The organism is Providencia sp. PROV061 (genome assembly GCF_011045655.1).
In the GTDB taxonomy this organism is placed as follows: domain Bacteria; phylum Pseudomonadota; class Gammaproteobacteria; order Enterobacterales; family Enterobacteriaceae; genus Providencia; species Providencia hangzhouensis.
In genome coordinates this window covers 3,798,279-3,812,724 of sequence record NZ_CP042861.1, presented here as the reverse complement: position 1 = coordinate 3,812,724, position 14,446 = coordinate 3,798,279, and the positions used below count along the sequence as shown (strand labels likewise).

At 41.9% G+C, this 14,446-nt stretch carries 16 protein-coding genes and 1 other RNA gene; 5 read left to right on the top strand and 12 right to left on the bottom strand.

All coding sequences use genetic code 11. The annotated features are described in order from the left end of the window. The first annotated feature begins 145 nt into the window (after positions 1–145). Entirely contained in the window at positions 146–796 is a 651-nt protein-coding gene (gene elbB / locus FVA72_RS17590; protein WP_096864412.1) for an isoprenoid biosynthesis glyoxalase ElbB, read from the top strand. Positions 797–804: 8 nt separating this feature from the next. Next, positions 805–1,527 (top strand): monofunctional biosynthetic peptidoglycan transglycosylase, encoded by a 723-nt coding sequence (mtgA, locus tag FVA72_RS17585; protein WP_110591216.1) that lies wholly within the window; start codon positions 805–807, stop codon positions 1,525–1,527. Positions 1,528–1,590: 63 nt separating this feature from the next. Here mtgA and dolP read toward each other — a convergent pair whose 3' ends face one another. The 4 genes from dolP to FVA72_RS17565 form a co-directional block, all read right to left on the bottom strand. Beyond that, positions 1,591–2,166, bottom strand: a complete 576-nt coding sequence (gene dolP, locus FVA72_RS17580) for a division/outer membrane stress-associated lipid-binding lipoprotein (protein ID WP_004258215.1) — start codon at positions 2,164–2,166, stop codon at positions 1,591–1,593. A 9-nt stretch (positions 2,167–2,175) separates the two neighbouring features. Then, positions 2,176–2,766, bottom strand: coding sequence for a DnaA initiator-associating protein DiaA (gene diaA / locus FVA72_RS17575; protein ID WP_004908326.1), 591 nt, complete (start codon positions 2,764–2,766; stop codon positions 2,176–2,178). A 116-nt stretch (positions 2,767–2,882) separates the two neighbouring features. Next, complete coding sequence (locus tag FVA72_RS17570; RefSeq protein WP_110591217.1) at positions 2,883–3,263, bottom strand: YraN family protein; 381 nt, start codon at positions 3,261–3,263, stop codon at positions 2,883–2,885. Between the two features lie 39 nt (positions 3,264–3,302). Next, positions 3,303–5,003 carry a penicillin-binding protein activator gene (locus FVA72_RS17565; protein ID WP_110591218.1) on the bottom strand — a complete coding sequence of 567 codons (1,701 nt, stop codon included), beginning with the start codon at positions 5,001–5,003 and terminating at the stop codon, positions 3,303–3,305. Positions 5,004–5,064: 61 nt separating this feature from the next. Here FVA72_RS17565 and rsmI point away from each other — a divergent pair, with 61 nt between their 5' ends. The 3 genes from rsmI to FVA72_RS17550 all read left to right on the top strand — a co-directional run bounded on the left by rsmI (position 5,065) and on the right by FVA72_RS17550 (position 7,794). Beyond that, entirely contained in the window at positions 5,065–5,937 is an 873-nt protein-coding gene (gene rsmI / locus FVA72_RS17560; protein ID WP_004258206.1) for a 16S rRNA (cytidine(1402)-2'-O)-methyltransferase, read from the top strand. Positions 5,938–6,032: 95 nt separating this feature from the next. Beyond that, positions 6,033–6,406, top strand: an RNA gene (gene rnpB, locus FVA72_RS17555) — RNase P RNA component class A. 311 nt (positions 6,407–6,717) lie between these two features. Beyond that, positions 6,718–7,794, top strand: a complete 1,077-nt coding sequence (locus FVA72_RS17550) for a 4Fe-4S binding protein (protein WP_110591219.1) — start codon at positions 6,718–6,720, stop codon at positions 7,792–7,794. A 135-nt stretch (positions 7,795–7,929) separates the two neighbouring features. Here FVA72_RS17550 and dagF read toward each other — a convergent pair whose 3' ends face one another. The 8 genes from dagF to FVA72_RS17510 all read right to left on the bottom strand — a co-directional run bounded on the left by dagF (position 7,930) and on the right by FVA72_RS17510 (position 13,964). After that, positions 7,930–8,670 (bottom strand): 2-dehydro-3-deoxy-phosphogluconate aldolase, encoded by a 741-nt coding sequence (dagF, locus tag FVA72_RS17545; RefSeq protein WP_004258199.1) that lies wholly within the window; start codon positions 8,668–8,670, stop codon positions 7,930–7,932. Position 8,671: 1 nt separating this feature from the next. Beyond that, positions 8,672–9,784 carry a DgaE family pyridoxal phosphate-dependent ammonia lyase gene (locus FVA72_RS17540; RefSeq protein WP_094961525.1) on the bottom strand — a complete coding sequence of 371 codons (1,113 nt, stop codon included), beginning with the start codon at positions 9,782–9,784 and terminating at the stop codon, positions 8,672–8,674. Continuing rightward, positions 9,768–10,907: an amidohydrolase/deacetylase family metallohydrolase gene (locus FVA72_RS17535; RefSeq protein WP_110591220.1), complete on the bottom strand. Its 1,140-nt coding sequence runs from the start codon at positions 10,905–10,907 to the stop codon at positions 9,768–9,770. The genes FVA72_RS17540 and FVA72_RS17535 overlap by 17 nt, the downstream gene beginning before the upstream one ends. A 553-nt stretch (positions 10,908–11,460) precedes the next feature. Further along, positions 11,461–12,111 carry a DUF4310 family protein gene (locus tag FVA72_RS17530; protein ID WP_004258187.1) on the bottom strand — a complete coding sequence of 217 codons (651 nt, stop codon included), beginning with the start codon at positions 12,109–12,111 and terminating at the stop codon, positions 11,461–11,463. 2 nt (positions 12,112–12,113) lie between these two features. Continuing rightward, positions 12,114–12,905 (bottom strand): DUF4311 domain-containing protein, encoded by a 792-nt coding sequence (locus tag FVA72_RS17525; RefSeq protein WP_004258184.1) that lies wholly within the window; start codon positions 12,903–12,905, stop codon positions 12,114–12,116. Positions 12,906–12,931: 26 nt separating this feature from the next. Then, the gene (locus FVA72_RS17520; protein WP_004258180.1) at positions 12,932–13,228 is read right to left on the bottom strand and encodes a DUF4312 family protein; all 297 of its coding nucleotides are present in this window, start codon (positions 13,226–13,228) and stop codon (positions 12,932–12,934) included. Then, on the bottom strand, positions 13,228–13,593 hold the full coding sequence (locus FVA72_RS17515; RefSeq protein WP_004258177.1) for an SFCGS family glycine-rich protein: 366 nt from the start codon (positions 13,591–13,593) through the stop codon (positions 13,228–13,230). The genes FVA72_RS17520 and FVA72_RS17515 overlap by 1 nt, the downstream gene beginning before the upstream one ends. A 32-nt stretch (positions 13,594–13,625) precedes the next feature. Next, entirely contained in the window at positions 13,626–13,964 is a 339-nt protein-coding gene (locus tag FVA72_RS17510; RefSeq protein WP_004258172.1) for a transcriptional antiterminator, read from the bottom strand. Positions 13,965–14,446: the final 482 nt, after the last annotated feature.

The window sequence follows — 14,446 nt, the reverse complement described above, 5'->3', positions numbered from 1 at the left end:
AAAATTAGGTATATCACTGTAAAGGGCAACATCAAGATACCAAAATTTAGCGAATCTGTTACAAGATTCATTAAAATCTGTGATGAAGATTGATGTTTATGCACCTTAGCGCCTGAGAGATAATTTACTACAAATGGAGGAAGATATGAAATCAATTGCGGTTATTTTAAGTGGCTGCGGTGTTTTTGACGGAAGCGAGATTCATGAGTCAGTGCTAACTATGCTAGCTTTGAGTCAATATAATGCTGAAGTTCATTTTTTTGCGCCTGATGAGTTGCAACCTACTGTTATAAATCATATAAATGGAGAGTTAAAAACAGAAAAACGTAACCAAATGGAAGAGTCTTCACGTATTACACGTGGTAAAATATCACCTTTATCGTCAGCTGATGCTTCAAAGCTAGATGCCCTCATTATTCCTGGTGGTTTTGGGGCGGCAAAAAATTTATGTGATTTCGCAGTTAAAGGAAGCGAGTGTGAAATTAATAAAGAACTATTAAGTTTAGTACGCCAAATGCACCAACAGAAAAAGCCGCTAGGGCTGATGTGTATTGCTCCAGTGATGCTTCCTAAAATGTTAAATACATCAGTAGAACTAACTATTGGAGATGATAGTGAAACGATTGCTCAAATAGAAATTATGGGGGGGAAACATATTAAATGTGCTGTTGATGATATTGTAATTGATGAAGTTAACCGAGTTGTTACAACACCTGCTTATATGCTAGCTCAATCAATTTCTGAAGCAAATACGGGTATTAATAAGCTTGTTAAGAAAGTATTGGAAATGGCGTGATTATTTGAATGCGAACTATTGTTTCTAGATTATGGCACTGGTTAAAGAAGATCACATTTTCATTACTTGTGGTGTGGATTTGTTCAGTCATTTTATTTAAATACATACCAGTGCCTTTTTCTGCAGTGATGATTGAACGGCAAGTTAGTGCATGGATAAACTTAAATTTTTCTTATGTATCTCATTCTGAATGGGTAGATGAAAATCACATTTCTCCGTATATCTATTTAGCAGTAATTGCAGCGGAAGATCAAAATTTTCCTCATCATTGGGGGTTCGACCTTGATGCAATTGAGCGAGCTTACAAACATAATTTGAGTAATAAACAAACAATTAGAGGGGCTTCAACTATCTCACAGCAGACAGTAAAAAATGTGTGGTTATGGGATGGAAGAAGTTGGTTAAGAAAAGGCTTAGAGACAGTAATGACTCCTGTTATGGAGCTTTTATGGTCAAAGAAAAGAATACTGACCGTTTATCTTAATATAGTAGAGTTTGGTGATGGTATTTTTGGGGTCGAAGAGGCTGCAAATAAATTCTTTAATAAGCCTGCTAGCAAGCTTTCAATGAGTGAGGCTGCACTATTAGCTGCGGTTTTGCCTAATCCTCATAGATATAGTGTAAAAAAACCATCTTCTTATGTGCTCAAAAGGCAAGCTTGGATCTTGAACCAAATGCACTTATTGGGAGGTAAGAATTATCTGAAAATAAACCAGTTGATGAACGAATAAGAAAAAAGCCATGGTTTTTAACCCACGGCTTTTGTTTTTATAACAATATATTATTGTTTATGATTAATTAAGATAAGTGAAAGCAGTCGTTACTCGACGAACACCATCTGTTTCACTAGCGATTTTCGCCGCTGCATCTCCTTCTTGCCTTGTTAATACACCTAGCAAGAAAACCTCACCGTTTTCAGTAATGACTTTCACACTACCAGATTTAACGCTATCACTCGCGAGGATTTTAGATTTAACTTTGGTTGTTAACCAAGTATCTTTTGAGGCTGTACCTAAATCAACAGGCTCACCACTACGGACTTCATTATAAACTGCGATGGTGCCATCAACGTTAGAGGCTATTTGTTTTGCTCGTTCAGCCCAAGCCATATCAGGGCTTTGGCCTGTTAGCAGAACATTTCCTTTATAAGCGGTTGCAATGATACGAGCCTTGCCCGTAATTTCTTTATCTTTGTTCAGTTGCCCACTAACTCGAGCTTCTAAGGTGCCATCGTCAACTTGTTGACCAACTGTACGAGGGTCAGTTGCGCTTTTTGTTGCAACAGCAGCGGAACCGACTACAGCAGCACCAATACAACCTTGTAATAGAATAGTACTAATGACTATGGCAAAAACCGGAATTAATCGCATTTTATCTCCTTAATCGTCCTGATGTGGGAAAAGAGTATTATCTATGAGGTCACATAGACAATTTACAGTAAGAAGGTGGACTTCTTGAATTCGAACACTTCGTTGGGATGGAATACGAATTTCAACATCTTGGGGGCCAAGTAAACCTGCGAGTTCCCCTCCGTCATAACCTGTTAGGGCGACAATTGTCATGTCTCTAGTCACGGCTGCTTCAACCGCCTTAATGATATCGCTACTATTACCATGGGTTGAAATTGCCATCAAAACATCACCATGTTGCCCTAATGCTCTAACTTGTTTCGCATAAATTTCAGAAGGCTGCTTACTACCCGAAATCGCAGTTAACACTGCATTATCTGTATTAAGTGCTAAAGCGGGTAAGCTAGGGCGTTCGGTTTCAAAGCGATGGATCATACTTGCAGCAAAACGTTGTGCAGTAGCGGCAGAAGCACCATTACCACAACATAAAATTTTGTTGCCATTGAGTAGAGATTGAACCATCATCATCGCGGCTCTTGAAATGGCATCAGGCAGCGCTTCAGCAGCTGCTATTTGAGTTTGTATACTTTCAGTGAAGCAAACTTTTATTCGGTCTAGCACGATTTTTTCCTTTGTCGCCTCGATATAATTCAAATTATTTTTGTATATTGCCATTATATTTGAATTATAGCTTTGTTGACTGCATGATCAGCGTATAAAACTGATTATATCATTTGTTAATAAATATCATTTTCGTTGAATGCATTTTGTATCCAGTCAAATTGGTTTCCCGTGATGGCGCAGATATCAAAACGGCATGCACTGGTTTCAAAACTTTCTTGTCTTTGTGAGAGCCAATATTTGGCAGCAGCTAATAGTTTTCGACGTTTGTGCCAGTTTACTGATAAAAGTGCATCTCCGTAATCACAATTCTTGCGAAACCGAACTTCAACAAATACCCAACCTGTATTATCTCGCATGATGAGGTCGATTTCTCCGCCTCGGTTCCTTGCATTACGTTCAACAAATGTTAATCCCTGCTGTTTCAGGTATGCGAGCACTTGATTTTCATAGTACCGGCCTGTTAACCATTGTATGGCTTTTGGCATAATTCTCATGACGTCCTTGTCTGAAAAAAAATGAAGTATTCAGTGATATTATTGTGAGGAAACCACTTTGCCTTGTTTAAATTGCAACCAAGGTAATTCTCGGAACACTACACAGTTTGGTGTAGTACTCAAGGTTCCTGATGCACCATTGATACGAAATTGTCCCGATTGCTGTAGTTTGTCGTAATTGTTGGCTAAAGACCATGCGTCAATACCCATGGCATATAAGCGGAATAAAGAGTAATCATTGTTCAGCTTTTGTTGGGCTTGTTTACGTAAGTTATTGTTTGCACCTGCGAGTAAAGGGATTTCGCTAAATTTAACGCCATCCATTTCAAAGCGGTAGTCTGCGCCAGATCCAGCTTGGTTACTGCGAGAGCTTGCATAAAGCGAAGGGCGAGAACGAGAACTAATTGCCATTTCAATCATTGGCTTGATTAAGGTCAGCTCATCACGAGTGGCAACAATATAAACGCCGTCAATCGCACCAGTTGAATCGACATATTGTGAGTCTATCGATTGTATTCCGGTATTCACAGGCGTTCCTGTCATACGGATACCTGCGCCGCGATTAATCGACTCTTTTAAAGAAGGGACAGACCCAAAGGTTTGCATTAAAACGGTCCCGCCGCCTTTTTCTTGCCACCCTTGTGCAAAGGCTTTGGCTATCCTATCACCGAAAGCATTAGCGGGAACTAGTACCAATGGCATTTGCTTACCTTCAGCTTTCATGTAAGCGGCAGCATTTTGTGCCTCATCTTCTGGCGATAATGAAAAATAGCAAAGATTAGGTCGAGGCTGTAATTGGTTCGCATCAAGCTCATTGAGAGCGAGCACACTAACAGGCGCTCCCATTTGGGTAATAACTTGAACGTCACTTTTTAATAATGGCCCAACAATAAGATTGAAACCTTCATTTTTCGCTTGTTCAATAAGCTCAGGCATTTGCTTGTTTGTGGTATCAAACACTTTGACGCTTTGGGTATTCACAGGGGCGGCATCAATACGCAAAGTTGATGTCACTACGTCGCTATCGCTAGAAGTGGGAGCATTACCTGTTGTTGCTGCAACTTGTTCATAAATTTGGTCAAGCACATCATTTCCACTACTTGGTGGCGGTGTTATGGCTGTTTGAGTAGCGGGCCCTTGAGGCAGGCCTTTTTGTGCATCCATAAAGCCTTGCATAATCGCTTGACCGAATACTTGTCCTTGCCCACTCATGGGTAAAAACAATGCAATCTTAGGGTTTTTGCCCACTTGAGGTATCATGGCTTGTTGCAAAAGAGTCGGCGTTGCCGTCACTCCAGGGTTATTCGAGTAACGCATTTTCCAATCGTTATAGCCTGCAAGTAAAGCATCTGTGTCGTCTCGGTTGTTTTGATAAATATCTAAAAGATCGACCCAGCCTTGGAGAATATTTTCATCTGCCCCAATTCCATGAATTTGTTCTGGCGTTAACTGTGTTAACATCTGCCATAACCCATCAATATTAGCTTGGCGTTCAGCGGCTGTTTTTAATAAAGGTTCTTGGCTAATGTAGGCCCTTATCGCCTCCATTGAAGGCTTACCTTGTGCAGCATCAATGATTGCTTGGTAACGGCTAGCATCATCAGATGTGCTTTGCTCAGGCGTTTTTTGGGTTGACGGAAAGTATTCCGAGACAATTTGGCACCCTGACAGTGCAAATGTGGACAGCATTGCTGTGCAGATTAACCCTTTTTTCAAATGCAAAAAAATTGAAGGACGCATACTGTATCCAATGGTGTATTTTTCAATTGCTTAATTTTAAACCGGCTATTCGGATGAAACAATGAACCAACCTAATCAAGCTGTGGTTATGGCATCCACGCTGTATATTGTCCCTACCCCAATTGGTAATATGGGGGATATAACGCAACGCGCGTTGGATGTTCTTAAACATGTTGACCTTATTGCAGCAGAGGACACTCGGCATTCAGGCATTCTATTACAGAATTTTGCGATAAATGCGCGGTTGTTTGCTCTGCATGATCATAATGAACAGCAAAAGGCAGATCAATTAATTAGTCGACTTCAACAAGGTGATAGTATCGCATTAGTCTCCGATGCGGGTACACCTTTAATTAATGATCCAGGTTATCATCTAGTTAATCGTTGCCGCGAAGCGGGTATTCGTGTCGTACCTTTACCGGGTGCCTGTGCTGCTATTACCGCGTTATCAGCAGCGGGTTTACCCTCAGACCGTTTTTGTTATGAAGGTTTTTTACCCGCTAAAACAAAAGGGCGTAAAGATGTTTTACAATCTCTCGAACAAGAAACTCGCACGCTGATTTTCTATGAATCAACCCACCGTTTGTTAGACAGTTTAGCAGATATGGTGGAAGTCTGGGGGCCGGATCGCCATGTTGTTTTAGCACGTGAAATTACGAAAACGTGGGAGTCCATTGAAGGCCGCCCAGTGGGAGAATTACTCGCTTGGGTAAAAGAAGATGAAAACCGTCACCGTGGCGAAATGGTGTTGATTGTCGAAGGGTATAAAAAGCCAGCTGATGACTCCGCAGTTTCCCCTGAAGTGGTGAGAACATTAAATTTATTACAAAAAGAATTACCCCCTAAAAAGGCGGCTGCAATCACGGCTGAAATTTATGGTCTCAAGAAAAATATGTTGTATAAGTTGATGCTTGATAATCAAAGTGATGAATGATTTTTGGGCAAATACCACGATTTGATTGATATAAGTGGTAAATTGCCCACGCTAGAGTCTGTACAAGCAACAACAAAGTGCCTATAATTCGCCGCGGAGTTGGCCAGACAACCGCTGCTTTATCGTAGTCCCTTCGGGAGACGGGTAGAGGGGAGGAAAGTCCGGGCTCCATAGGGCAGGGTGCCAGATAACGTCTGGGAGGCGCGAGCCTACGACTAGTGCAACAGAGAGCAAACCGCCGATGGCCTGTTTACAGGATCAGGTAAGGGTGAAAGGGTGCGGTAAGAGCGCACCGCGCGACTGGCAACAGTTCGTGGCACGGTAAACTCCACCCGGAGCAAGACCAAATAGGGGTTCATATGGTGCGGCCCGCATTGAACTCGGGTAGGTTGCTGGAGCCAGTGCGCAAGTGCTGGCCTAGATGAATGGTTGTCCATGACAGAACCCGGCTTATCGGCCAACTCCACAGACAAATAAAAAAGGCTATAGCACTTTTATTGCTATAGCCTTTTTTATTACTCGTCATATTTCAACTTGTAGGGGTGTTGGCTGCTCTCGGCTACTCTAGTCACATACTTATGTATGCTCCTAGAGATATCCTCCCTTGCCGCCTACCTACAAGCTGAACTATTTAGAGCTGTTTATTGCCGCAAGCTAATCTTGTCACCTCGTTTTTCTGAAATCATCAATATCGTCACGCTCTGATGCAAATCAATACGCTATGTGAATATGTAATTACAATAGTGGTATTTATAATGCATGTTAAAGAGATGTGCGTAGATGATAAAGAAATCACGTGTAAGGTACCAACGTCGCCCAGGTACAACTGGGGGAAAACTCCCTTGGAATGATTGGCGAAATGCATCAACATGGCGTAAATTTGTACAGTTTACGCTATTGGCGATCAATATTTATATTGGAGTTACCTTCTATTACTGGGTACGATATTACGAAACTGGAGGGGCGACAATTCACCTTCCTCGCCCTGGTGGAATTGAAGGTTGGCTGCCGATTGCGGGGTTAATGAATTTAAAATATACCTTGGAAACGGGGAGTTTTCCGCCAATTCATGCGGCCTCAATGTTTTTATTAGTCTCTTTTATTGTGATTAGCTTACTGTTCAAAAAAGCATTTTGTTCATGGATGTGCCCGATTGGCACAATATCAGAGTACACTGGTAAGTTAGGGAAAAAAGTCTTTCGTTATCAAAACCAAATTAGCTTACCTAAATGGCTCGATATCCCTTTAAGAGGCCTAAAATATTTGTTATTAGGTTTCTTTCTTTATATTGCATTTTCCATGTCTGCGCAGATGATCCAATATTTTATGATGTCGCCTTATGGGATCATTATTGACGTAAAAATGTTGGATTTTTTTCGTTATATTAGCTTGTTTGCGCTTACTACTGTGGTCATTTTAGTGATAGCAAGCTTGTTTATTCGTAATGCTTGGTGCCGTTATTTGTGTCCTTATGGCGCTTTGTTAGGCATTTTTTCGTTATTTTCGCCATTTAAAATTCGGCGAAATGTGGAAAGTTGTATTGATTGCGGAAAATGTGCCAAGAACTGCCCATCACGGATACCTGTCGATAAGTTAATTACTGTAAGAACGGTGGAATGTACGGGATGTATGACTTGCGTTGAGTCTTGCCCTGTTGCATCAACGTTGGATTTTTCATTGCAAGTGCCAACAAAAAAACGTCAATTTCGCTTATCGGGTTGGATGATGGCAATTCTAACCTTAGCAGTTTTATTTATTATTATTGGTATTGCTATGTATTTTGGCGTTTGGGATAGCCCAGTACCTGATAATTATTGGTTTCATATTATACCAAATGCAAGAATGATAGGTCATTGATGCACAATAAAAAGCCCCGCTACAGATGATGAGCGGGGCAACTTGTTGTTTTGTCATGATGACAGATTTTGTACTGCTTATTTATACTTATTTACTCGCTTATATTTATTTTCTCACTTACTGCTTACTACCACATCAATTAACCGCTTGCTTAACCATCTGCAATAATTGACGTACATCTTCTGGGCGAGTGTTGCCCGTTTCTTTATCAATGATGGAACTATAAATATGAGGAATGATTTTTTTCACGCCTGCATCAAGGGCAATTTGCAAAATTTCAGCAAAGTTATCTAAATCAATGCCGCCTGTAGGCTCTAAAGAAAAATCAAAGTCAGCGCAAGCTTTGGCAATGGCTTTATATTCTTCAATATATGTTAATCCTTTCATATTAAAGAATTTAACTGAGTCAGCACCCATGTCTTTAAGCATCATAATGGCAGTTTCAACCGGAACAATGCCATCTGGCGCTTGAGAGCTTAGTGGGCCTGTAGAAATTTTCACCATACCTACCGTGCCTGTTGGTGATATGAGCGCATTCACGAAGGTTTCGTTTTGGCCTAATAGTGCACGGCTAATTGGTGCACCAGTGAATACTTGGTTAACGTGTTGTGGTTGAACTTCTTTTGCAATTAACGACACCATGGTTGACTGATTTGGGTCGCCAGCGCCGAGACCAACTGATAATGCATTATCGGTTTCTTGTGCATAAATGCGCATATCAGCAATTGCACTTTCTAAGTCAGGGTAATTTTTAGATAAAACACCAACAACAACAAAGGTTTCTGCTGCGGCATAGATATCTTTTGCATTTTGATGGCTGCCTGCCAGTACGTTTAAACAGACACGGTCACGATAAAAATTCGGTGACAATTTCATCTTAAATTCCTTCTACTAACAAACGAATATTCTTAGAAATAACATCAAGTTGTTCAGTGCTAACACTGCGAATGTCAGCCTCTACTTTTCCTTCGTTGGCTTTGTACTCACGGAAGTAAATCGCGGTATCGCCCTGTTTTAGCTCAGCCATGATTTGGTAAGTGGTTTTGCCTATCATTTTTTCATCAAAGCTAATTTCGGTACGGGCAATATCACGTCCTGCACCATCCCAGACGACTCGAGCAGAGATACCTTTAATGGCATTTAAATCACTGATGAATTGACTCATTCGATTAACCATCTCTGCGCCTGTTTCTTTGGTAGCAGTCAGGTACTGTTCGATAGCGAGTGTGAGCCCCAAAATACCTTCTTTACCTACTTTCATCGCACGGCCAATACCTTGGCTTTGGCGTTTTACCCACTCAATATATTGTTTTTTACCGATAACCAGACCGCTTGTTGGGCCTTCGATTGCTTTTGCTCCGCTGTAAATCACAATATCGCCACCGGCTTGGTAGTAAGCGGTAAGTTCTTCTTCTGCTGCGGCATCAACGATCAGGGGGAGCTGGTGGTCATGAGCCACTTTGGCGGCTTGTTCCACGGTTAACATGCTTTTTTGCACGGTATGGTGTGATTTGATGTACAAAATAGCGGCTGTATTGGGGGTGATTTTTGCTGCTAACTGGGCGGCACTGCACTCATTAGCAAAACCCGCTTCGACTACTTTACCGCCACCTAAGCTTACCATTGTGTCCACAGGGGCACCAAAATTAACGTTATGGCCTTTAGGTAAAATAATTTCACGTGGAACAACTTTGTCGGATGAATGCAAATTGAGCAGTAAATCATCATCATCTTGTACAATCACCGCTGCAACAGCTTGTGCAATACCAGCAGAGGCACAAGACACAACCATCGCAGCTTCAACATTTAATAGATTAGCAATATATTCGCCAGTTTTATTAACTAAGTCTTTAATTTCAAAATAATTATTTAATCCATAAGCAACACGTTCAACAACTTCTGGAGTTGGCGTTGAAACACCCAGAATTGTCATGCGGCCAGAGGCATTAATAACGTGTTTTAACTGATATTTATCATAAATCGATTGCATGTTCTGATTCACCTTGTGCATGAATAATGTGTTTTCCACCGACGATAGCAGCCAATGGTACGAAGCGGTGAGTGCCTATACGGTGTTCGCCTTCTGCATCCGTGAGCTCTGTTTGCTCTTCTTTAAGGTCAAAAAGGGTTATGTCGGCGTCAAAGCCCGGCCTTAAATAGCCTTTTGCGGGTAACGATAAGAAGTTGGCGGCTTTTTCGGTAACGCAGCGAAGCACTTGTTCCGCACTAAAGCCCATACACAGAAATTTGGTCATCACAAAAGCGAGGCTATAAACAGGGCCATTAACGCGGTTGCGGTGGTAAATATCGGAACTGATGATGTCAGGGTAAGTGCCAATGCGCATCGCTTGCTCTGCAACTTTAAAGCTAAAGCTTTCACCGCCATGACCAACATCTAATATGACACCCCGTGCGAGTGCGCGAGCAATTGATGGTTTTAGGTAGCCATCTTCGCCTAAAATCTTATTGGGTTTGCCATTAAAGCAGTGAGTGATGATATCGCCGCGCGTCAGTAAATCAGCGACTTCATCAATATCCGGCGGGTTGTTGCCAATATGCACCATGAGTGGAAGATGGTGTTTTTTCTGCATTTCTTTAGCTTTAATCAGTGGGGTAATGCCATTTTCACCAACCACGCTTTTACTCATACGGGCTTTCATACCAACAACAAAGCCGGAGTGGCGCTCGATAGCGTCTTGAAAGCAGGCTTCATTGATGTTGTTCATATCCGACAATTCATTTTGCGCAATGATGCCAATACGTGAAATATTTAACAGAGAAAAGACATTCGTTTTTGATTTCTGGGTGAGCTGATAAAATTTATCAATATCATCAGCACCGACACTACCTGCATCAACCAGTGAGGTAACTCCGCCAGCGGCTCCTGCTAAATCAGGGTCATCGAAGTAAATAGGTGACTCAACAAAGCAATGAGCATGAGAGTCAATCCACCCAGCACTGACATAAGTTTTTCCTTGTAGGTCAATGACTTTTTCGGCTTGCTGATTATTCGCTAATTCAGGGCCTGCCGCTTCGATTTTTCCATCTTTAATAAGAATGTCGATAATCGAGCCATCGATACGCTTACCTTGTTTGATGATTAAAGTGTACATAGTTGTCCTCTCTATACTCGATACTCGTCATACTTCAAACCGCAGCGTTGTTGGCAGCACTTCCGCTACCCTAGTCACATACTTTTGTATGCTCCTAGGGATATCGTCGTTTGCCGCCTAGCTGCAATTTGAATTATTTAGAGTATACCTAAGTGCGTATTCTAAATGATGTCAACCGCAGCGTTGTTGGCAGCACTTCCGCTACCCTAGTCACATACTTTTGTATGCTCCTAGGGATATCGTCGTTTGCCGCCTAGCTGCAATTTGAATTATTTAGAGTATACCTAAGTGCGTATTCTAAATGATGTCAACCACAGCGTTGTTGGCAGCACTTCCGCTACCCTAGTCACATACTTTTGTATGCTCCTAGGGATATCGTCGTTTGCCGCCTAGCTGCAATTTGAATTATTTAGAGTATGCCTAAGTGCGTATTCTAAATGATGTCAACCGCAGCGTTGTTGGCAGCACTTCCGCTACTCTTTGAACTATTTCGAGTCTGTTTTTAACTTATGTTATTCAGTAACCCGGAGCATATGCCCCGGGAGAGTGTTGGTTAAGCGACGATTGGGAAGAAATAACCGAACAACATAGCACCTAAAATGGCGCCACCGGCAACGGGTTTTTGCCATACATAGAAAATCAATGCGCCAATTAAAGAGCCAATTCCGATTGGAATGGATGCGGCCATCGCAGCTAAAATAATTAATGGACCTAAGAAACGGCCAGAGGTATTACCCGCACCCATCATGACGTCAGCACCAAAGGTTGAGTTAGCCTGAGCAATCGTGAATTTACGTGCAAATACAATCAGTAAGCCGATTAATACGCCAAGGAATAAGCCAGTTAGTAACGACATCCAGAAGTTAGTGACTAAAAAATCCCAACCAGCGGCTAAAAATAAGGCGGGAACACCGAGGCCAATACCGGTTTGCAGTGCACCACCGATATCTAAAATACCGACCAATGAACCTTCGATGATCCTAGCAAATAAGAAACTTGCACCAAATGCTGCGACTGCGCCATAAACCCCGGTATCTAACCCTGCACGTAACATGGCGACGAAAGCCACTTCGTTAAATGCCCCAAAACCGTAGACGACATACATGTGGGTACCTGCGAAGATCCCTGCGGAAAGCAACCCAACAAAAATCGGGAAGGACCATTCTGCGTACCAAAAATCTTGTTTGTTAATTTCTGTTGTCATGATTATTTCCCGCTCAGCAGACCGTGGACGTATTCAAGCCACAATGGTTTATCTAGGTTGAAAGAGGTGATCATCTTTAGGTCGAATTCACGGAAGAAGCCGCTGAGAACGAACAGGAGAACCACTGTTATCATCATTGTACGAGTGATACGGTTCCAGCCGTTGTCATCAACGCCTTTACCAATCAAGATACCTAAAACTAAACCAGGGATAGCATTCCCCATGATTAGCTGAGCACAACCACCAAATAATGTTGCCCAGAAACCTGAACGACGCCCTGCATCCATGGCGGCTAACCAGAAGATGACTGGCATCACGGTATTAACTAACAAGTTTGCGGCAGGCACTAGTACGTTAATGGCTGTCGTTTGTAGTGCAGCAGGAACTGCGGAAGCGGTTGTGTTTAAGAAGGCGACAACTAATGCCCCAATGATGGCACAAGCGATAGCCATTTTTTTCGGGTTATGCAGTGTGTCAGCGACACTACGGTTTTTGGTTAATAGTGCAGCCGCGCCCCAGTTTGGGATGATGCGGTGATCAACATCTTGTGTAAATGCCCCAGCAGCAACTGACGATGCCCATGCGTTAAAGAAGAACCCTAAGCCGAAAGAAAAATGAGACGCTGGGTCGCCTTCACAAGCGTTCAGCTCACCCAATGTACGGAATGCCCCCATACCTTGTACGGTTGGTGCGTGGAACATACGCGCAGCCCCTGCGCCTAAGCCAAAGCCGCAGAGCCCACCGATGATCAGGGACATGCCCAATATTTCTAAAAAAGATGCAGTTTCACTCATGGAATTAACTCCAGACCTGATTGCTATTATTGTTCTGTAAATGGTATTTCGTTGACAGAAAGTAAAGTGACATCCAGCGAAACGTCGAGTACAACACGAAAATGTTCACGTTTGCGTGGCAAAAAGAGAAAAAGAAATTTTTCTGTCCGCGAATGAGAGTGAGCACTAATCACTTCAACATCCTTTGGTTCTATCCGTAGGATGATATCTGTGCTGTTCTTCAGTACGGTTTTTTGAATTGAATTTAAGGCGTCAGCTATTGCTTTTTGCTTAGTGTCGCCTTGCCCTGTAACCCGTACAACCGTTTCGATAGATTTTTTCATTAAGCGTTGCCGTATTTTTTATTGAATGCTTTTACCAAGCGCTCGCCTAATTCTTCCTTGTCCATAAAACCGAAACCTAATACATTGCAACCGTCTGCAATCGCGGTTTCTCCCTCTTCAATAGAGCGCATCCCATAGCGAGCTTTATAGCCATATTTAGTTTGAGCGGTAATTGCGCCAGCGCCACCACTACCACAAAATGAGATGCCTAAATCGGCTTGTTCTGCGTTCATGACATCACCGAGTTTCATATCAGCAGCGACCCCCGGAACAACAACCGCTTTACCACCCGCAGCTTCAACACCGGCAGCTACTTTTTGGCCTTTACCTAAACGGTCACCGATAACAACAACTATCTGTTTCATAAAATATTCTCCAAATCCTACCAAATTAGTAATTAATCATTTGAACGTGCGACTTCAAAGTGAACAGAGAGTAAATAAGTCTCTTCAGGTGCTAATCCAGGAAGTGTGTCAACAACCCGCTGTGCGAGCACTATCGAATGTTCAGAAATTTCATCGAATAAGCTGATATCGACTTCTGGTAAGGCTTCACCCGTTTTTGCTCTACCGACCATGGCACGTAAATGAGACTCCAACATCTGTTGTTGTACATCTGTGGTGTAGCAGTCCTCCTGCTTGAGCCAGTCAGTAATCACTGCTAGCAGTTTTTGTGTCACCTCATCAATATCAAGGTTATGTTCTAACATTTTAAAAACGACAACTGATTCACTCATAACTATTTAAAATCCAAAGTAATATTGCAAGTTAGACTACTCTGTTCCTTCATGCTTAATACCTTAGTCTGTTCTTGTTCATTTTTGCAGGCAGGAAATTTCCACTTATAAGTGGAAATTGTTTGGAAATTAATAAATGTATCTTTGGTATGTTTTTTGCTCTATTTGGAAGATAAGTGGAAAAATTGATATCAGTCAACTATCTAAACAAGATGTAAATAACAATACTTTGGATAAAATATGTTATTTATCAATTGACTATTTTTTTAATTAAAAAATGGAAACAAAAAAAGGAACTGGAAAGGGAAGTGGAAGCTATAAATGGAAATGATGTTGCGTGGGTTGTACTCGCTTCCATTTAGTCACTTTGGCCGTAAAATAGACAGTTTAGGATAGGAAAATATTTATAAGAGTTGTGGTTAGGATCACGTAAAAGTCAGCAACTTCCACTTTTCCACTACAAAGTGGAAATTGCTACCAAG